This window comes from Nonlabens ulvanivorans (assembly GCF_000732625.1).
In the GTDB taxonomy this organism is placed as follows: domain Bacteria; phylum Bacteroidota; class Bacteroidia; order Flavobacteriales; family Flavobacteriaceae; genus Nonlabens; species Nonlabens ulvanivorans.
The window spans coordinates 348,478-369,031 of the sequence record NZ_JPJI01000032.1; the positions used below are offsets into that span (position 1 = coordinate 348,478).

General features: G+C 34.5%; 19 protein-coding genes. 12 read left to right on the forward strand and 7 right to left on the reverse strand.

All coding sequences use genetic code 11. From position 1 onward, the window contains the following. Window positions 1-3 precede the first annotated feature (3 nt). Genes IL45_RS08705 through nadD form a run of 3 tightly spaced genes read left to right on the forward strand, consistent with a single transcriptional unit; the run spans window position 4 to window position 2,052 of the window. Entirely contained in the window at window positions 4-879 is an 876-nt protein-coding gene (locus tag IL45_RS08705; RefSeq protein WP_036582842.1) for a YicC family protein, read from the forward strand. Beyond that, the gene (gmk, locus tag IL45_RS08710) at window positions 879-1,478 is read left to right on the forward strand and encodes a guanylate kinase (protein WP_036582845.1); all 600 of its coding nucleotides are present in this window, start codon (window positions 879-881) and stop codon (window positions 1,476-1,478) included. The genes IL45_RS08705 and gmk overlap by 1 nt, the downstream gene beginning before the upstream one ends. Beyond that, window positions 1,465-2,052 (forward strand): nicotinate (nicotinamide) nucleotide adenylyltransferase, encoded by a 588-nt coding sequence (gene nadD / locus IL45_RS08715; protein WP_036582848.1) that lies wholly within the window; start codon window positions 1,465-1,467, stop codon window positions 2,050-2,052. The genes gmk and nadD overlap by 14 nt, the downstream gene beginning before the upstream one ends. A gap of 92 nt (window positions 2,053-2,144) precedes the next feature. Here the strand turns inward: nadD and IL45_RS08720 are convergent, their stop codons facing one another. After that, window positions 2,145-3,041, reverse strand: coding sequence for a hypothetical protein (locus tag IL45_RS08720; protein WP_036582851.1), 897 nt, complete (start codon window positions 3,039-3,041; stop codon window positions 2,145-2,147). A gap of 222 nt (window positions 3,042-3,263) precedes the next feature. Between IL45_RS08720 and IL45_RS08725 the strand changes: the two genes are divergently transcribed. From IL45_RS08725 to IL45_RS08745, 5 genes are all read left to right on the forward strand, one after another. Next, window positions 3,264-4,259: an NAD(P)H-dependent glycerol-3-phosphate dehydrogenase gene (locus tag IL45_RS08725; RefSeq protein ID WP_036582853.1), complete on the forward strand. Its 996-nt coding sequence runs from the start codon at window positions 3,264-3,266 to the stop codon at window positions 4,257-4,259. A gap of 13 nt (window positions 4,260-4,272) precedes the next feature. Then, on the forward strand, window positions 4,273-5,826 hold the full coding sequence (gene amaB / locus IL45_RS08730; RefSeq protein ID WP_036585230.1) for an L-piperidine-6-carboxylate dehydrogenase: 1,554 nt from the start codon (window positions 4,273-4,275) through the stop codon (window positions 5,824-5,826). Window positions 5,827-5,955: 129 nt separating this feature from the next. Then, entirely contained in the window at window positions 5,956-7,602 is a 1,647-nt protein-coding gene (locus IL45_RS08735) for a hypothetical protein (RefSeq protein ID WP_036582857.1), read from the forward strand. Window positions 7,603-7,808: 206 nt separating this feature from the next. Next, a complete protein-coding gene (locus IL45_RS08740; RefSeq protein WP_036582858.1) occupies window positions 7,809-8,765 on the forward strand; it encodes an OmpA family protein in 957 nt (318 codons plus the stop codon). 20 nt (window positions 8,766-8,785) lie between these two features. Beyond that, window positions 8,786-9,439 (forward strand): helix-hairpin-helix domain-containing protein, encoded by a 654-nt coding sequence (locus IL45_RS08745; RefSeq protein WP_036582860.1) that lies wholly within the window; start codon window positions 8,786-8,788, stop codon window positions 9,437-9,439. Between the two features lie 70 nt (window positions 9,440-9,509). Here the strand turns inward: IL45_RS08745 and IL45_RS08750 are convergent, their stop codons facing one another. The 4 genes from IL45_RS08750 to IL45_RS08765 form a co-directional block, all read right to left on the reverse strand. Continuing rightward, complete coding sequence (locus IL45_RS08750) at window positions 9,510-10,613, reverse strand: TFIIB-type zinc ribbon-containing protein (RefSeq protein WP_036582862.1); 1,104 nt, start codon at window positions 10,611-10,613, stop codon at window positions 9,510-9,512. Between the two features lie 107 nt (window positions 10,614-10,720). Further along, a complete protein-coding gene (locus IL45_RS08755; RefSeq protein WP_036582864.1) occupies window positions 10,721-11,857 on the reverse strand; it encodes an SPFH domain-containing protein in 1,137 nt (378 codons plus the stop codon). A 179-nt stretch (window positions 11,858-12,036) separates the two neighbouring features. After that, window positions 12,037-12,783 (reverse strand): metallophosphoesterase family protein, encoded by a 747-nt coding sequence (locus tag IL45_RS08760; protein ID WP_036582865.1) that lies wholly within the window; start codon window positions 12,781-12,783, stop codon window positions 12,037-12,039. After that, complete coding sequence (locus IL45_RS08765) at window positions 12,780-13,916, reverse strand: ATP-binding protein (protein WP_036582866.1); 1,137 nt, start codon at window positions 13,914-13,916, stop codon at window positions 12,780-12,782. The genes IL45_RS08760 and IL45_RS08765 overlap by 4 nt, the downstream gene beginning before the upstream one ends. 222 nt (window positions 13,917-14,138) lie before the next feature. On the opposite strand from IL45_RS08765, the gene IL45_RS08770 reads away from it, so the two are divergent. From IL45_RS08770 to IL45_RS08780, 3 genes are all read left to right on the forward strand, one after another. Next, window positions 14,139-14,891: a UDP-2,3-diacylglucosamine diphosphatase gene (locus IL45_RS08770; protein ID WP_036582868.1), complete on the forward strand. Its 753-nt coding sequence runs from the start codon at window positions 14,139-14,141 to the stop codon at window positions 14,889-14,891. 107 nt (window positions 14,892-14,998) lie between these two features. Then, the gene (locus IL45_RS08775) at window positions 14,999-16,840 is read left to right on the forward strand and encodes a PAS domain-containing sensor histidine kinase (RefSeq protein WP_036582869.1); all 1,842 of its coding nucleotides are present in this window, start codon (window positions 14,999-15,001) and stop codon (window positions 16,838-16,840) included. Window positions 16,841-16,962: 122 nt separating this feature from the next. Further along, window positions 16,963-17,361: a response regulator gene (locus IL45_RS08780; protein ID WP_036582871.1), complete on the forward strand. Its 399-nt coding sequence runs from the start codon at window positions 16,963-16,965 to the stop codon at window positions 17,359-17,361. Here the strand turns inward: IL45_RS08780 and recJ are convergent. Beyond that, the gene (gene recJ, locus IL45_RS08785; RefSeq protein WP_036582874.1) at window positions 17,358-19,055 is read right to left on the reverse strand and encodes a single-stranded-DNA-specific exonuclease RecJ; all 1,698 of its coding nucleotides are present in this window, start codon (window positions 19,053-19,055) and stop codon (window positions 17,358-17,360) included. The two genes, IL45_RS08780 and recJ, sit on opposite strands and share 4 nt — an antisense overlap. A 97-nt stretch (window positions 19,056-19,152) precedes the next feature. Between recJ and IL45_RS08790 the strand changes: the two genes are divergently transcribed. Further along, the gene (locus IL45_RS08790) at window positions 19,153-19,743 is read left to right on the forward strand and encodes a carboxymuconolactone decarboxylase family protein (RefSeq protein WP_006796605.1); all 591 of its coding nucleotides are present in this window, start codon (window positions 19,153-19,155) and stop codon (window positions 19,741-19,743) included. Between the two features lie 5 nt (window positions 19,744-19,748). Here IL45_RS08790 and IL45_RS14805 read toward each other — a convergent pair whose 3' ends face one another. Continuing rightward, complete coding sequence (locus IL45_RS14805) at window positions 19,749-20,552, reverse strand: hypothetical protein (RefSeq protein ID WP_146128624.1); 804 nt, start codon at window positions 20,550-20,552, stop codon at window positions 19,749-19,751. Window positions 20,553-20,554 lie beyond the last annotated feature (2 nt).

The window sequence follows — 20,554 nt, forward strand, 5'->3', positions numbered from 1 at the left end:
AGTATGATACTGTCCATGACTGGATACGGTAAAAGTGTTACCCAACTCGCCCAGAAAAAAATCACTGTAGAAATAAGAACACTTAATAGTAAAAACCTAGATCTTAATATGCGTTTATCAAACGCCTATAAAGAAATAGAGTTACCATTACGTCAACTTGCTGCAAGTGAGTTATCTCGTGGTAAGATAGATTTTGCTATTCACGTAGAAAAAACTGGCATTGACAGCACCACTCAACTAAATACACAGGTATTAGAGTCATATATACAGCAATTAAAAACAGTTCAAGGGATAAATCTTAATGATACCGTGGATGATAGCCGTCTATTACAAATCGCGTCAAAGTTTCCAGACGTATTTGCTACTCAAATTGAAGAAGTCTCTCAAGAAGATTTTGATGCTATTCATCAAACGGCTATTGAAGCTCTCAAGGCGGTTAATCAATATAGACACGATGAAGGAAAAGGTCTTAAGGAAGAGTTTATTTTAAGAATAAACAACATCAATCAACTTCTAGAGCAAATAAAAGCAGTAGATGAAACTCGTCTTGCAGATATCCGCACGCGATTAGAGAAAGCCGTAAGTGATCTTAAAGAAAAGGTAGATGCAAATCGTTTTGAACAAGAACTAATCTTTTATCTAGAAAAATATGATATCACTGAAGAAAAAGTGCGCCTTAAAAATCATTTAGATTATTTTAAAGAAACACTAGATAATGATATTTCTCAAGGAAAAAAACTAGGCTTTATAAGTCAAGAAATAGGTCGAGAGATCAACACCATTGGTAGTAAAGCAAATCATGCTGTAATGCAACAATTAGTTGTACAGATGAAAGACGAGCTGGAGAAAGTAAAAGAACAAATGTTGAACGTATTGTAATGACTGCGCAACCTAAACTTATTGTTTTCAGTGCACCTTCTGGTGCTGGAAAAACCACGTTAGTAAGACATCTCTTAAAAATTGAAGATTTAAATTTAGCTTTTTCAATTTCGGCAGCTTCTAGAGAAGCTCGTGAAGGAGAAATTGACGGTATACACTACTACTTTCTAGGAATTCCTGAATTTAAAAATAGAATCAGAGCAAATGATTTTATTGAATTTGAAGAGGTGTATAAAGATCAATTTTATGGGACATTAAAAAGTGAGGTAGAACGCTTATGGGCACAAGGCAAAAACGTCATTTTTGACATTGATGTTGTGGGTGGATTACGTTTAAAAAATAAATTTCCAGATCGCTGTATTTCAATCTTTGTAAAACCACCATCTATTAATGAACTTCAAAAAAGACTTAAAAATCGCAAAACAGAGTCTGAAGAAAAAATAGCAATGAGAGTCGCAAAAGCTAGTACCGAAATGGCTACAGCACCACAATTTGATGTTATTATTAAAAATGATGACCTTGAACTAGCAAAACAACAAGCTGAGGACATCGTCAGAAATTTTATTCATAAAAAAGTAGGTCCAGATGAAGAAGAGTAACATCGGACTTTATTTTGGTACATTTAATCCAGTTCACATAGGTCATCTTGCCATTGCAAATTACCTGATTGAAAACAGTGATCTGGATGAAATATGGATGGTGGTAACACCACACAATCCTCATAAAAAAAAATCAACGCTACTAGACGACTATCAGCGTTTACATATGGTATATATTGCTACAGAAGATTACTTAAAAATTAAAGCTAGCAATGCAGAGTTCAGCCTACCACAACCCAATTATACAGTAAATACACTAGCACACTTATCTGAAAAATATCTCAATAATAACTTTACACTCATTATGGGAGAAGACAATTTAAAAAGTCTTCATAAGTGGAAAAACTATCAAGTGATATTAGAAGATTATCATATTATAGTTTACCCTAGAATTTCACATGGTGACATCCCAGAAGATTTACTTCAACACAAAAGTGTAACTAAAATCGATGCGCCAATAATGGAAATCTCATCAACCATGATACGTAATGGGATTAAAGAAGGGAAAGACTTGCGTTACTTCATGCATCACAAAGTACAAGAGTATATTGAAGAAATGAATTTTTACAAATAAGAGCTTTCTTGTTATTCTTATCGCTGTTTTATAAAAACAAAAACCGCCTGTAATCAAAGAGATCCACAGACGGTTTTCAACCAACCAATTTTTTACTTTTCTTTTTCAATTACTCTACTAGCATCTATTAATCTAGACTTTCCAGTAGTATTTTTCAATTGAATATATCCTCGCCCTTTAAATTCATAAGTCGTTCCAGACGCAGAATGATACAATTCAATAGTGTTGTCATTAATAACGTAAAGATCGAAATAATCATTGCCTATAAAATCATAATCCATAGTTAAATGCTTGTTAATTGATCCAGGTGTCTCATCTTCTACCCAATATTCTCCTGTATAATCCCAGAATAAACTACTGTAATTAAGACCATTCACGTCTGTAGAGCTTTTAAACTCGTCTCCATTAAAACCAGGAGTGAATTGTAAATAATTCTCTTCATCAAAATCATTAAGCGCTCCTACTTTACTAGTATACACTTTCTCCCATGCTCTATATTCTTGCAAGAAGTACTGAATGTTATCATAAAACAACTGATCATAATTAAAATTGTTACGATTATAACCGTCTAGATAATAAACCGTTCCACGATGCATATCAATCATCTTAATTCTATTATAGTTTAAAACAACAACTGTAAAATCATGCAATCCATCAATGTCATGTAGGATAGAAACTTGATTGTTTAATATCTGATAACTACCTACATCTAGGCCTAGACCAGCTCCAGCACTACCTACGCCTACTAGGTTATTATTTGCATACAATGTTCCAAAATCAAAACTCATCGTAAAAGCTTTGGTCATAAATGGAATATCTGGATTTCCTTGCGTATCATTTAAATCAACATACCATAATTCTTGATTACTCAAGATTTCATTAAGTGTAGGACGATTATCAAAACCATTTCCTATCACTACTTCTGTTTCACAACTTGCGATAGTCACCGCAATCAACAGGCTTCCTAAAATTTTGTAAAATGTTCTCATAATCGTAATATTTAATAGTTACTACAACGTTTGCGAAAAGTGTGCCATTTTTATAACGTGCTTATTTTCAAATATTTATATTTTTTCAATTACGCTTTCGCGAAAGCGTAGCTCAAATCCATCTATACAATCATATTCATAACCTTTTAGTGAACAACTGCTTTAAGGCTGTATTGAGCTATCCACTTAAAAAATGGTATTTTTACAGTCCAAGATTAACTTATGGAGAATAACAAAAAATTTGCGGTAATAGGCGGCGGAAGCTGGGCTACAGCCATCGTAAAAATGCTTTGTGAAAACCTAGATCAAGTAGGATGGTACATGCGCAGTGTATATGCTATTGAACACATAAAACGTAACGATCACAACCCTAGCTATTTAAGCTCAGTAGAGTTTGATGTCAATCAATTGAAGTTATCAAACGACATCAACGAAATCGTTGCAGAAGCAGATGTATGCATATTTGCTATTCCTAGTGCATTTTTATATACTGAGTTAGAGAACTTAACAGTTGATTTAAAAGGTAAAATCATCTTTAGTGCTATAAAAGGAATTGTGCCAGAAACAGGACTTATTGTTGGAGAGCATTTCCACGAGCATTATGACATACCTCTAGAGGATATAGGTGTTTTAACAGGACCATGTCATGCAGAAGAAGTTGCCCTTGAACGCCTTTCCTATTTAACCATAGCCTGTGCAGATGAAGAAAAAGCAGACTATGTCGCCTCAAAATTAAGCAGTGATTATATCAACTGTAAAACTACAGACGACATTATAGGAACTGAATATGCAGCAGTACTTAAAAACATCTATGCAATAGCTGCAGGAATAGCTCACGGACTAGGCTATGGAGATAACTTTCAAAGTGTGTTAATGAGCAATTCTATTAGAGAAATGAAACGTTTCATTAAAAAAGTGCACAAAATGAAACGTAATATTAATGATAGCGCTTACTTAGGTGATCTACTAGTAACGGGATATTCTGTTTTTTCTAGAAATAGATTATTCGGGAATATGCTGGGTAAAGGATATACTGTAAGAAGTGCACAGCTAGAAATGAGTATGATTGCCGAAGGTTATTATGCCACAAATAGTGCCTATAAAATAAACAGCGAAAAAGGAGCTCGTACTCCTATACTAGATGCCGTCTATAGCATCCTGTATGACAATAAAAACCCTAAAAAGGTATTTAAAAAACTGGCTGATAAGCTGGACTAAACTAACAACAGATATGTCAAATATTGCAAACAGCTTCGGAATGGATGAGGCTCTCAAACAACTAGGTATTAAAGATGTAAACCATGGAACTTCTACAGGAAGTGACAACTTTGGTAGTGGACCAGAGATCTCATCATACTCACCTGTAGATGGTCAGTTAATAGGTAAAGTTACCACTACTACACAAGCAGACTATGATAAAGTCATGGATAAAGCTCAAGCGGCTTTTATATCTTTCAGAGCTATGCCAGCTCCACAACGTGGAGAAATAGTTAGACAATTTGGTAATAAACTAAGAGACCTTAAAGAACCTCTAGGGAAATTAGTTTCTTATGAGATGGGGAAATCTTTACAAGAAGGTTATGGTGAGGTTCAGGAAATGATCGACATCTGTGATTTTGCAGTAGGTTTATCGAGACAACTTAATGGTCAAGTTATCCCTTCAGAAAGACCTCGACACGTGATGAGAGAACAATGGCACCCTATAGGTATAGTTGGTATCATATCAGCTTTCAATTTTCCAGTAGCCGTTTGGGCATGGAACACAGCTCTAGCATGGATTTGTGGAGATGTATGTGTATGGAAAGCTAGTGAAAAAGCACCATTATGCTCAGTAGCCTGTCAAAACATTATTGCAGATATCTTAAAAGAAAATGATTTACCTGAAGGTATTTCATGTATCATTAATGGAGATTATAAAGTAGGTGAAATGATGACTACAGATTCTAGAATTCCATTAATATCTGCTACAGGATCTACTAGAATGGGAAGAATCGTAGGAGCAACTGTTGCTCAACGTTTTGGAAAATCTTTACTAGAATTAGGTGGTAATAATGCTATTATCATCACACCTACTGCAGATTTAAAAGTAGTTGTACCAGGTGCTGTATTTGGTGCTGTGGGAACTTGTGGACAGCGTTGTACTTCTACAAGAAGATTGATTATCCATGAATCTGTTTATGATAAAGTACGTGATGCAATCGTTGGAGCATACGGTCAGTTAACTATAGGAAACCCACTAGATGAAAAGAATCACATAGGACCATTAATTGATAAAGATTCAGTAAACACTTATCTAGCAGCTATTGAGAAAGCAAAGGCTGAAGGTGGAAACGTACTAGTCGACGGTGGTATTTTAGAAGGTGAAGGATATGAAAGCGGTTGTTATGTAAAACCAGCTATCATAGAAGCAGAGAATCATTTTGAAATTGTACAACATGAGACCTTTGCTCCTATTTTATATTTAATGAAATATTCTGGTGACGTAGAAAACGCTATCGGAAAACAAAATGGTGTAGCACAAGGATTATCAAGTGCTATTATGACTAATGAGATGAAAGAAGCAGAGAAATTTTTATCATTTGCAGGTTCTGATTGTGGTATTGCAAATGTAAATATAGGAACTTCTGGAGCTGAGATAGGCGGTGCTTTTGGAGGTGAAAAAGAGACTGGTGGTGGCCGCGAGTCTGGTAGTGATGCCTGGAAAGTTTATATGCGTAGACAAACCAATACGGTCAACTACTCTGATGAGTTACCGCTGGCACAAGGAATCAAATTTGATTTATAGAAATCATATTATTTAGATATAAAATCCGCTTGAGATGTGATTCTTAAGCGGATTTTTTTTGCTTTACAAAAGAGTAAAGAAAATATATACAAGAAGTGCTTATATTGCAAACTTGATAAAAACCAACCAATGAAAAAACTATTATTTACCCTTCTAATCACTGTGATTAGTTTTCAAGCTCATGCTCAAATGCAAGTCGGAAATGTAACTCTGGATTTCGGTCCAAAGATTACTGCCAAAAAAGGTGATGTTACTTATATCGCTGGAGAGAAAAATGGTACCATCTACACACTCGCGAGACAAAAGAAAATGTTCTATGTACAAACATTTGAATCTGGCTCAAACAAGTTTTTAAAAAGTAAACAGATCAAGTTTGATAAAATAAATGGAGGTAAAGTAACCATAGAAGACCTGGCTATTATTGATGGTGAGGTCTTTCTTTTTGGATCATATTATGATAAAAAAGCAAAGAAAAGTGTTTTTGCAGCATACTCTATTGATGAGAAGCTAGTTTTAGGTAAACCTAAAACAGTTCTAGCTGTAGACGTTCCTAAAAGATCACAAAAAGGGGCTTTCTTTTTTGAACCTTCCTATGATGGCGTTAATTACCTAGTGATGCACGTAGGGATTTTTGAAAGAGATGAAAAACTAAGATATGAAATCGCATTATTAGATAAGACGCTTGCTGCGGTACATAATGAAGCCGTAGACTTACAATTTAAAGATCGCAAAGATCTAGAGTTTAGTCTAGACGATTTTGAGGTAAATGAAAAAGGAGACATTTTTGTAGTGGTAAGCGATAGCTACCGTAACAAGGCAAAAAAAACAACTGAGACCAACTTAACTGTTCATGCTTACTATGCCTCAAAAGGGTATGCTAAAGAAGACATAGACATCGATTTAAAAGGTAAAAAAGTACTCAACTGTAATGTAATTAATACTGCAGATGGTAGATTACAGTTAATAGGGTTCTATTCTAATCTTAGAAAAAGTGGACGAGCAGATTGGAGATTAGAAGGGATTTTCGACGTTGCCGTTGAAACCAGTGATAACAGTGTAGTAAAGGAGACTTTTAATGAATTCAGTGTTGAGACCAAAACTAAATTGATAGGTGAAAGACGCGCCAAAAAAGGAAAAGATTTAAAGCCATTTTATCGCATTACACACCTTATTGAAAGAGAAAATGGTGGTGTTATTGTATTATCAGAATGGTACACTACTTATGTAGGTAACACATCTGGTATAGGTCCACTAGCCTTTACTCCTATTACATACAGTACAAATGAAATCATCGTTACCGCTTTAAATCAAGATGGTACTATGGACTGGAGTAATGTAGTACCTAAAGAGCAACAGGTTACTGTAACTCAATTTTCCATAGGCCTCGCTGGCGGAATGACAAATGGTTCTGTAAGCGTAGGTGTTGGAGTATTATTCCCGCTGGCTATACTTGGTGAAGGACCTGAATATTTAAGTAGTGTAGCATTATATGAAAATGGAAAACTAAGCCTATTAGTAAATGATGATCCTAAAAACATAGGGACTACAGATATCGATGACGTTAGAAAAGTACGAAACATTAAAAAAATGATACCGGTAATATTCACTTTTGATGATTCTACTGGTGATATGGAACGTATCGACCCTACAGACTATGAGAAAAACCAGTTAGTAGTTAGACCTTCTGTGACCTATCAAAAGGGCGCTGGAAAATATTTAATATATGGATCTAATAAAAAAGGTGCTCATCTAGGAACCTTAACGATTACTAAATAGTATTAATGTAAATTTCATAACAAAGCCTAGTAATTAATTACTAGGCTTTTTTTATGCGCTTTCGCGAAAGCATAACATAAATAAATCCTTAAAACGTTTACTTTTAACGTTAAATAACCAGCATTAATTATTGTTTGGGCAAATTATTCGGATTTTGTTAAAATCAACATAACTTTAATGAGAATAATCAAAAACAAATAATTAACATGGGAAAACTTAAATATCCTTTAGGGATACTGCTTACCATAATTATAGGTATGTTACTTAACATGCTATGGTGCTGTAATTGCTGGGGCAATGACAATGCTATAGACAATGATAAAACCACACCTGTAGTCATCGAGCAAACGGAAAAGATCAAAAACGTTGGCACTACAGCATCTGCTGTTAGCTATTTAATACTTAAGGATCAGGATGGAAATCTAATAGAAGAAGCAACCAACCACCTCAACTTTAATATTAGTGATTATAAACATTTAGAACCTATCGAGGCTGATGTTGTTAAGAGCTATGGAAAAATCAAAACCTACCTTGATAAACATCCCGATCAAAAGTTTAATATCACTGGGCTTTACAGTTCTGAGGAGAAAAACAACTCTGCTTTCATAAACTTAGGAGAAGCAAGAGCAAATGATGTGAAAAATTATCTTTCCTCATTAGGGTATGACACAACCCATATGGAAATCAAAGGCAAACTATCTGATCAATTAGTCACGAGAAATGGAGTAGTTCACGGACCTGTTAATTATCATTTGAGTGACTTCCCTAGTGGTAAGAGCGCAGTCTTACTAGAAAATGAATTAGATAATCTTGCTGCAGATATTAGAGCAAACCCTTTAGTACTTCATTTTGCAACCGGTGCTTCAACGATAAACTTATCCACCGAGCAGCGCGAGAAAATATCAAAAATGGTCCACTATCTAGATGCAAGACCTCAATCCAGTTTAATATCTGTAGGTCACACTGATAATACTGGGTCAAGATCAACAAATACAACCATAAGTGCAAAAAGAGCAGAATTTGCTAAATCCTATTTAGTCAAGAATGGAATTAATTCTTCTCGCATAGAGTCTAGTGGTAAAGGACCTGATGAACCTATTGCTACAAATGATACAGAAGAAGGAAAAAAACAAAATAGACGTGTAGTCGTAACTTTAAAATAAAAACAAAAAATTAAATAAATATGGATATTTCAAATATATGGTGCTGGCTATGTCCACTCCTTACAGGTATTATAGCAGGAATTATAGGTTACTACTGGGGAAAATCAAATTCTGTAGTAACAAACAATTGTGATGAATGGATTGATAAGAATCGTCAATTACAATCTGCTCATGATAATCTAAAAGCAGATTTAAAATCATGTCAAACCAGATTAGACAATTGTATTAAAGATAAAGAAGCTGCAGTTAGTGCAAAAGTTTCTACTACCACTGGTATGGCTGCAGGAATGGCATCCGGATTTGTTGCTGGCACCGCTCAAGAAGGCAATAATGAATCAAATGATTTACATAAAAGCCAAGGAGTCGCAGTTCTCAATTTTGATGCTGCAGCTGCAAAAACCGCCATGGGTAAAAAAATAAAAGCAGATGACTTAACGACTGTAGAAGGAATAGGTCCTAAAATTGCAGAATTATTTCATAACAATAATATCAAAACATGGCATTCATTATCTACATCTAGCATAGAAGAAAGAAGGAATGTCCTTAACTCAGGTGGTAAAAGGTTTGAAATCCACAATCCTGAGAGCTGGGCTTTACAAGCAGGTATGGCATTTGACGGTAAATGGAAAGAACTAGCTAAATGGCAAGATGAACACAAAGGTGGACGCATGTAATTCCATCGTGTAAACAATAAAAGCCTAGTAAATATTTACTAGGCTTTTTTTAAGTCTTAATACCCGCAATTTAACCACTATACTGCGCTACCAAAGTAATAAGCACGATAATAATAATCACTGCGAGAATAGCGAGGAAAATTTTCCAGAAGGAGTAAGGTCGTTTACCATAAATAGCACCAGTCTGGCCATTTACAAAGAAGTTATATTTTGTGCCATTAAAATTATAAGAACTAATGTAAACTGGCAATAAAATATGCTTAAACGTCTCTTCTGATAGTCGCATATCCATATCGCTTATACGCTGAGTGTCACCACCAATGTCACGACGTATCCAATTCTGAGCTATCTTTTCTGCCTCTTTATTGGCCACTAAATGACCATCTCTGAGAGGTATGGTATACTTTTCAGTTACATAACCGGCTAGGTACTTAGTATCAAAGTTTTTTAACCCATCGAGATTCCAGTTGCTTACTTCTCGAGGAATTTGACTACCACGTTGTTTTGTAGCTTTTACAAGTGTGTCATCAACAAAACCATTAATAGTTCCCGCAGCCGGTGACCAACTAGTTCTACGTTCTTGAACTGTACGTTTATTTTTACCAGAACCTACGGTTTTGGTAACATAATAATAATCTCCTCGTTGACCTTCATAGTCCGCAATTAATTGAGCATCAAAGGTCCAATAAGGAACATAAAGTCCTTTAGTAAATTCTGGATTGATAGTAGCGCGTTGTAAATTATTAGGTGCCCACCATAACCCATCGACCCATTTCTTAAAAATCTGATGTGCTTTTTTTTGATCTAGTTTAAACGGTAAAACCGCTCCAGGTACAATCCAATCTTCTTGATAACTATCCTCAATAATAAGTGGCATAGTGCAGTAAACGCAATGCAATGACTTATAGCTTTCTTCAATGTGCTGGTTTGCCCCACAATTTTTACAGTGCAACATTGATATTTCCATAGAATGCGATTGCGCACCCATTTCTTGCAAATATTTATGTAACTCAAGTTCTTGAAAAAGCTGTTCACTTTGTTCAATCGTTTCTTGATGTCCACAATAATCACAGGTTATCAAATCTGTACCGGGCTCATAGGTAAGCTCTGCACCACAATTGACACAAGACTTTTTACGCTCTGAAGTTTGCGAAGATGTATTTGTTGAGTTCAAATGAATTTCTAAATAAAAATAATCACTAAATAAATGGTGTATTCAAATTGTCAAATACCGTATATCATGCTAAATGACAGTTTAAAAAATGCCAACTAAAAATACTATTACGGCAATGGTGGTGGCGTATTACTGCCTAGAAAACCTTTCAACTCTTCTACTTGATTTAATGGTTTCCAGCCATCCATACCAGCTTTCCAAATTAAAGTTTCCTTGTTAATCGTACGACTGGCAAATAAAGATTGTAATTGAGCATAGCCTACTGGACCAGCTTGTGCACCATTATGCGCATAATAGTACTGAGTGGCTTGTGGCATAGGTGGCGGCACTTGAGCAGCTTGTTGCTGTTGTTGTGGCATCGATTGCTGTCCACCCATTTGTGGCGACATCATACCACCCATTTGCTGTGCAAGGACAAATCCCATTCCCATTCCCATTCCAGCACCGGCTGTTCCTCCTTCATTAACAGCAGCTGCTTCAATCGCTTTGGCAGTTTTAAATTTAGTAAGCTTGTCTAGATCTAGTTTATCAATACGGCTGTATTCAAAAATCTCTTTCTTAAGTTCTTCTGGCATCGATACATTCTCGATGTAGAAACGTTCTAAAGAAATACCTACGCCCATAAATTCTGGTTGCATTACCGCTTGACATGTTTCTGAAAGTTCAGTGGTATTTGCAGCATATAATTCAATAGGCAGATTTGCTTCTCCTACAGTATCTGTAAATCGAGTTGCTATTAAACTTTTAAGATGCTCATTAATCTCAAAATTGGTAAAATTGTTATCTGTTCCAACGATATCGACAATAAATTTTCCAGCATCAGCAATTTTAAATGCATAGGTTCCGAAAGCTCTAATCTCTACCAGACCAAATCGATCATCATTTAAAGTAATCGGGTTTTTAGTTCCCCATTTTTCATCAGTAAATAAATGCGTATTCACAAAATAAACCTCAGCCTTAAATGGTGAGTTAAACCCATATTTCCATCCTTTTAAGGTTGAAAGAATCGGTAGGTTTTGAGTAGTTAAATCATAGGTTCCTGGTGTGAAAACGTCTGCTAGTTGCCCTTCGTTTATAAAGACTGCTGTCTGTCCTTCTCGCACGATAAGTTTTGCACCATTCTTGATTTCGTTTTGGTAACGTTCAAAGCGATGCGCAATGGTATCATCAGTGTAGTCCAGCCACTCGACTATATCTATAAACTCGTGACTTAATTTTTCTTTTATTTTATCAAATATGCTCATGATAATTACTGTATTAAAATTGGTTTTTCAAGTTAGCAAAATTTTAGATGAATCTGCATGCGCCAAAAGGTATTTTTGAAAAGCATTAAATGATCCCACCGACTATTAATATATGCCTTATTAATTAAGCTTGTTTTTACTATAAATGTTTACGTGAATAGATACTTAAAAACTATTTGCTAATTGCGCCCATTTTCTTCAGGATAAAATGTGTGTACAGGATCACTTTGCCACACTTCTTTGGTTTCTACACATAATGCCGTGAGTGGTCCTTTGTATGCCGCAGCGGTATCAATATTCCAAACATTAACAGCATTTACAGGTTCTAATTTACCTAATCGAGATGTTGGTGTATGACCTATAAAGATCTCTTTATATAGCTTTAACCTATTAGGATACCGATCGTTATCTATAGATAAGTTAGGGTCTAAACATAATGCAAGCTCCCAAAGTGTACGGTCCCAATAAGGCATATTATCATAATATTCATATTCAGGCCCTTTTAAGTTATGAAAGCCTGCATGAAAAAAGCCATTATTAGATTTATCGATATAATAGTTTTTTAATCCTTTTTCAAAAAACTCAACGTGTCTTTCAAAATCTTTAGAAGATCTATTTTTGTAACTATCCATGGTACTTTGGCCACCATGGTGTAACCACATGCTGTTTTGAGTTTTAGTTTTTAAGTAATTTAAGAATAACTCATCGTGGTTACCTCTTAAATAAATAGGAGCTGTTTGATTGTTTTGAATACGTTTTCGCTTGAGCGAAATTAAAAATTCAATGACTTCAAAACTTTGAGACCACCCATCTATATAATCACCTAAAAATATTACTAAATCTCTTTCTTGTAAATCAATCTTTTCTATTAGTTGCTCTAGCGCCTTGTAACCGCCGTGGATATCTCCTATTGCTATAGTTCTCATGAATTGTATGTTACTTTTCTTAATACTCTTAAAGCCTCTTTGTAAGCTGCATAAGTATCAGGATATTTTTTAAGTTTTAATTTGTGTAATTTCATTTTATCGATAGGTTCTCCTATGCTGTTAAAATAGCAAATCAACATCGTCTCTGGTAATGCTCTAAGATCTACCAACTCTTGTTCTGACAGTGCTAAGTCGTTAGATATTTTGAATAATAACGCCAGATTTGTATTATAAATATGATGCAACGTAGGCCTATCATAGTAAGGTGGATTAAATAAAATTTTTGTTTCCAGTGTGTAAGTACCATTAGGTGAAAACCTGAAAATCTGACGTTCTAAAGGATGATATTTTTGTTGCTTACCGATTCCTAATTCTACAAACTCTAAAATACTGAAACTATCGTTATCATAATTAATTTGAACTTCATCTAACGCACTATAGAATAATCTAACTTGCTCATTAACCAATTCGATGTCTACTCTTGAATAATACTGTTGACCATTTTTACTTTTTAGTTTTCCAGACCAGCATAGTACAAATTGTTCTTTAAAAACTTTATAATGCGCCTCTAGACCGCGATTTTTATGAGCCATGAATTCCATAACCCTATCTAAAGTCAGTTCTATATTATTGCTGGCTTGTTTTTCTATTTGAGCTACAAGAGTTGAATTCACATCTTTTACCGAAATATCAAAATTCTTAGGCATAGAGATGCTACCATCTCTAAAAAATACTGCACCACCATAATATTTCCAGATGTTCTTACGTAAAGAAGTAATACTATTTTGAGGTCTAATCGTCACTAACCCTACTACTTTACCAACAGGTAAATGTGGGAAAGGAATGTTTTCATATTGTATTATAGGTGGATTATTTAAATAAGCATTTACAAGATTTTGCAATTTTGAATCATCATAAAAGTCAACACCTATAATTTCGTTAGTGGCATCATCTATTCCTATGACTATGTAGCTATTATTTGCAGGATTTGAGTTAGACAAAGCGCAAATATGCTTCAGAAACTTTGCTTTGCCTTCTTTATTACTGAAATTTAATTTCAACTTCTTATCATAGAAACTGTTCTCATCGTTATGCGCGAGCAAGTTTTTAATTAGAAGTCGTTTATTGATCATGTGGCCTAAGATAGTTTCAAAAGAAAATAATATGTAGAAAATCCAATTAAACTTAAGTTAAGTGATTTTGTTATTAATAATACATTACATAAAACTGTACATCCTGATCAATTATTCTATAAGTTAAATGAATCTATAGATAATAGTCCATTTTTAAAAACAAGAATTCTTACCTCATAGAATTAAAATTATAATCATGTGAAGAATACTATCTTTGCCTTCATGCAATTACCACAAGGCAAAAAAATTTATTTTTCCAGCGATAATCATTTAGGTGCTCCAACTCAAGAGTTAAGTAAGCCTAGAGAACGTAAGTTTCTAGACTGGTTAGATATGGTTAAAAAAGATGCAGCAGCCATATTTTTATTAGGAGACTTATTTGATTTCTGGTTTGAATACAAACATGTTGTTCCTAAAAATCAAGTACGAGTATTGGGGAAACTTGCCGAGATCGCTGACAGTGGTATCCCAATTTACTTTTTTGTAGGGAATCATGATTTATGGATGTTTGGGTATTTTGAAGATGAGCTAGGAATTAAAGTTTATCACGAGCCTAAAACATTTGAATTTAACGGCAAGAAGTTCTTTATAGGACATGGTGATGGAAAAGGACCAGGTGATAAAGGTTATAAACGAATGAAAAAAGTGTTTATAAGTCCTTTTTTTCAATGGTGCTTTAAATGGCTGCATCCTGACATAGGAGTCGGAATTGCTAGATATCTTTCAGTTAAAAACAAACTAATCTCTGGTGATGAGGATGCAAAATTCTTAGGAGAGGAAAATGAATGGCTAGCACAATATGCCAAACGTAAATTAGAAACAAAGCATTACGACTACTTTATTTTTGGCCATCGTCACATGCCCATGGAAATTCCTGTAGGCGATCATAGCACTTACTACAATATAGGGGATTGGATTCATCATTACACGTATGGTGTTTTTGACGGAGATACTTTTCAACTCAAGAAAGAATGATCTCCCTTAAACGATTTAATAAGCACTTAATCGATGTTTTTTAACTATTACAAGTAATTCATCTTAATTAAGAGCATTTGAACATGATTCTGAAGTAAATTTGAATCATGGCTCAAGAATACAATACAAACATCACAGATCAAATTAACATTTTGATACAAGCTCCTATTGCAGTTGCTTTTTTAGACAACAATTTGCGTTATGTTGCGCACTCTGCTAAATGGTGCGAAGATTATAAACTTCAATACACCGATATTAAAGGAATGCATCATTATGATTTATTTCCAGAAGTTTCTGAAGAATGGAAAGTAAAGCTTCAAAATGTTTTAAAAGGTGCTGAAGAATACTGTGATGAAGAATTGTTTTCAAGAAAGGATGGCACAGAGCAATGGCTTAAATGGAATGTCAAACCGTGGTACGACTATGATAACGAAATTGCTGGAATGATTATCGTAAGTGAAGATATTACCTCTCAAGTAATCTTAAGAAAACGAGACCAGTTAGATTATAGAATATTATTGAGTGCCTGTACTAAAGCAAGCATTGGCACCTGGCATTATAACAATATTAATGGAGAACTATACTGGTCTAGCGCAACAAAGGCACTACATGAATTACCAGAGGATTATCAACCTGATGCCTCAAATGCAATTTTATTCTATAAAGAAGGTGACTCTAGAAATAAGATTACACAAGCCTTCATTAATTCTCTTACTAAGAATGAGTCCTATGATTTAGAATTAGAATTAATAACCGCAAAAGGAAATTCAATTTGGGTAAGAGCAATAGGTCAAAGTGATTTTGTAGATGGTGTATGCCATCGACAATATGGAACATTTGAAGATATTAGTGATCGTAAGAAGAAAGAACATCAGTCTAAATTAAATTCTGAGAAGTTTCAAAAATTATTTAGAAACTCAAAAGTTGGTGTTGCTATCATGGACGCAACTACTCTTCAGTTACTAGATGTAAACAATGCCTTAGTATCCATATCTAAAATCAATAACGCAGACTTGTTAAACTCATCGTTTGAAGAGCTTATTGATAAGAAAGACTTCTGCATTTGGTTCGATAAGTTACAAAAATTATTAAATCGTAAAAGAGATCACATCAAACAACCTATCAAGTTTCAAGGACCTGATGGATCCATTATTTATACACAAACAATTTGTAATGTACTAGAAGATGAATATGGCGAGCCAGAAAACTTAGTAATTCAAATCATTGATATTACCAAAGAAAAACAGGCTACTCAGGAACGTAAAGTTTTTGTTGATGAAATCATGCAAAAGAATGACCGACTATTAAACTTTGCTTACATAGTATCTCACAATTTAAGATCTCACTCAAGTAATTTTAAAGGGTTAATAAATTTCTATTTAGAAAATGATGATGAAGAGATTAGATCTAAAATCATGTCTATGCTCAACAACTCTAGTGATAACCTAAACCAAACTATTGAAGACCTTAATCAAGTAGTTTCTATACAAACCACTCATATTAATTTTCATTCTATTTCATTATGTGAGTTTGTACAAAAAGTGTTAGGTAGTATATCATTAGAACTTTTAAATAGCGATTACTCAATAACATTAGATATAGAAGATCAATTAAAAATTGATGCTTTTCCTGCATATTTAGAGAGTGCTTTATCAAACCTTATTACCAACAGTATAAAATATAGAGATTTAAATAAATCTCTATCCATTATTATTACTGCAACACAAGATAATGGGGTATGTACGATAAGTGTTTCTGACAACGGATTAGGTATAGATCTATCCAGACATCAAGATAAAATATTTGGAATGTATAAGACTTTTCATAATCACGAGAATGCAAATGGCTTAGGATTATTTATGACTAAAAACCAAGTTGAAGCCATGGGCGGCACTATCTCTGTAAGAAGTGAAGTAGGAATCGGCAGTACTTTCACTATTAAAATTTAATTACCATTTCCTACAGTTTAACTTAAAATAAAACTCTTTAACGATTTTCATTCTTACTTCAATTTATTTATAGTCACATTGATCAATAAATCGCAACTTTAGATCTCTGAAAATAAAATATTATGAAGACTTCTAAAATTTGGATCATAGATGATAATCCTATCGACTCATACATTATTAAAACGATGCTAGAGTTAAATGAATTATCAAAAGATATTCATGTTTTTTCAAATAATAAAGAGGCCTTAGAAAGTTTAGAAGAACTGGATAAAAGTGATTCAACTGATTCTATTCATATCATTACAGAGAATAAAACGAACGCTGTAAATGGATGGAAATTAATTAAAAAAGTATCTAATAAAATAATAGAGCAAAAAGGAAAACTCAATTTGAAATTTCACATGACTAGTGAAAAATACTCAGAAAAAGATCTGAAAAAATTTGCTGAAACAGCACCTCTTTACTCTTTAAACAAAAAGCCTTTGAGATTAGATCACCTAGTAAACATGCTCAACTATTAAGCTTTAATATCTTTAAGCATTAATTGTAAAGTAACATTACCATTCCATTCGTTCTCACTAATGGTATAAGCAATATCAAATTTGTCATCGTTTTTTATAAGGTCAATCTTTTTACCCAGATGAAAACCTATAGCATCAATGGCATGTCTATCATTCTGTTTTTTTACCACTTTGATCTTTAAATGATCTTCTGCTTTCCCTACGCACTTACCATATCCTGTATCCATAACCTTTTCAGTCATAAAAACAGGTCGCATATTACTCGGCCCATATGGTGCCATTTGTTGTAAAATTCGATAAAATTTCGGCGTTATACTTCCCAGTGGTAATATGGCATCAATTTTTATTTCTGGTGTCAGGTGTTGCTTTTCAATAGTAGCACAAACTACCTCTTCAAATCGAGCCTTAAAAGAACGATAATTTTCAGGTTTTAATGTTAAACCAGCAGCATATTTATGACCACCAAACTGCTCTATAAACTCACTACATTGCTCAAGCGCGTTATACACATCAAAACCGCTTACACTACGTGCGCTAGCTGCTAGATACTCACCGCTTTTTGTAAAGACTAGAGTAGGTCTGTAATAAGTTTCAATTAATCGAGACGCAACTATCCCTATGACTCCTTTGTGCCAGTCTTCCTGGAAGACTACGGTAGTAAAAAGTTCTTCCTCTTTATTATTAATAATTTGCTGTTTTGCCTCTTCTGTTATCGACTGATCTGCCTCTCGTCTATCTGCATTATACTCTTCAATTTCTGCGGCAATACGTTGTGCCTCTTTAAAATCATCAGTCACCATTAACTCCACCGCATGTAGAGCGTGTTTCATTCTACCAGCCGCATTGATGCGTGGTGCTATAATAAAAACAACATCAGTAATTGTTAAAGTATCTTTCTTTAATTGATGAATGATTGCTTTAAAACCAGCACGTGGGCTCGTATTAATCACATTCAATCCGTGATAAGCTAATATTCTATTTTCATCTACTATAGGAACTATATCTGCACCTATAGCCGTAGCAACTAAATCTAAATACGGAATTAAAATATCAAAATCCCAATCATTTGCCTCTACCAGCGCCTGACACAATTTAAATCCAACACCACAACCACATAACTCATCAAATGGATAAGAACAATCATTACGCTTAGGGTCTAGAACAGCAACAGCCGCTGGTAATTGCTTTCCAGGTCTATGGTGGTCACAAATTATAAAATCAATGCCTTTTTCACTTGCATAAGCAACTTTATCAATAGCTTTCACACCACAATCCAGTGCTATAATTAGAGAAAAATCATTATCTGAGGCAAAATCTATTCCTTGATAACTCACTCCATAACCTTCACCATATCGATCTGGTATGTAAGTAGCTACTCGATCATAAAAACTCAATAAAAAGGTAGACATTAATGCAACACTAGTAGTTCCGTCAACGTCATAATCCCCATAAACTAATATATTCTCATTATTCCCTATGGCTTTTTGGATGCGTTTTACAGCCACATCCATATCCTTCATTAAAAAAGGATCATGTAATTCATTAAGATCTGGTCTGAAAAAGGATTTCGCTTTCGCGAAAGCGTCCACACCACGTTGCACCAGCAAACCAGCAAGAAAAGAGTCTATACCTAGCTCTTGAGCCAGTTTCTCTTGTGTTGCTATATCGGGTTGAGGTTTTAAGGTCCAGCGCATAGTTTCAAATGTAATACCAAAATATGATTTGGTTCTTAGTATCACAATTTCTGTGATAGATAATTATTAACTTGCCCTAGAACTTACAATTTTTAATATGCCATTAGTAACTCCATTAGACGCTAGTCATGATCCTGAAACACGTGAACTAGCTGCCTTTTTTAATGAAACCTTAGGTTTTTGTCCTAATTCTGTACTGACCATGCAGCGCAGACCAGCAATCTCAAAAGCATTTATCAATCTTAATAAAGCAGTTATGGCAAATGAAGGTCGTGTGACTAGCGCTTTAAAACGTATGATTGCTTGGGTTTCTAGTAATGCAACAGGTTGCAGATATTGTCAAGCGCACGCCATAAGAGCTGCAGAACGTTATGGAGCAGAGCAAGAACAACTTGATAACATATGGGAATACCGAACGCATGCAGCTTTTAATGATGCTGAACGTGCTGCACTAGATTTCTCACTAGCCGCTAGTCAAGTGCCTAATGCCGTAAATCAAGATATACAAGATCGATTACACCAACATTGGGATGAAGGAGAGATTGTAGAAATGCTAGGTGTAATTTCTTTATTCGGTTATCTTAATAGATGGAACGATTCTATGGGAACAACTCTAGAACAAGATGCAATAGATAGTGGTGATCAGTATCTAGGTAAACATGGTTTTGAAGTAGGGAAACACGTTTAGTCTCCTTATTTCTTTTGGAAAACAAGAAACTGAGTACCATTTTTATCATACTCGATAATAATGGTATTCTCTTTTTTATAACCTATCCCAATAAACTCAGTAGTTACTGTTAGGTAACAGCCTGAAGCACTCTTTTTAAGAGTTCCGATGAGACTGTTGTTTTTATACACATTGTATCCAGAATCTGTAGATTGAATTTTATATTCTTTGGAGTTAGTAGTGTAGACTTCATCATCTATTAACTCAACCATTTCAGGTCTTGGAATCGTTTGAGGCTCATCTTTCTCAACTCCATTTGATGGTGTAATCTCTAATGATGGTTTTACAGCGCTAGGTTGCATGACTTGAATAGGTGTTTCTATGCCAGATGGACGACCATCTAATGAAGCAGCATAAGAATAATTAAGACCATCCAGTGATGTCATCGCATCTCGTATAGCTTCTCGATATGCTTTTTCAAAATTCTTAGTCCGACCTATTCCTTCTTTAGTTTCAAATACGGTAATGCCATTACAATTTACAAATTCAAAAATCATCTTAACCCGTAAACCGGATCTCGTTTCAACTTTTAAGGAAAGTGCATTACAACCAGTCTCATTCAAATCATTTGGCAAGACATCATCAGCCAAGAAAGCACTAATTTCTCGTTTTTTTATCTCAAACACCATCATCTCATTGAGTCGATATTCATTGGGTTCTTGTTGGAAATCATATTGATTATCCACAATAACATATTTATAATTATTAAGATCTTGTGCCTCGCATAAGGCTGTCACTAAAATCAATAAGAACGCTAGTAATCCTTTCATTT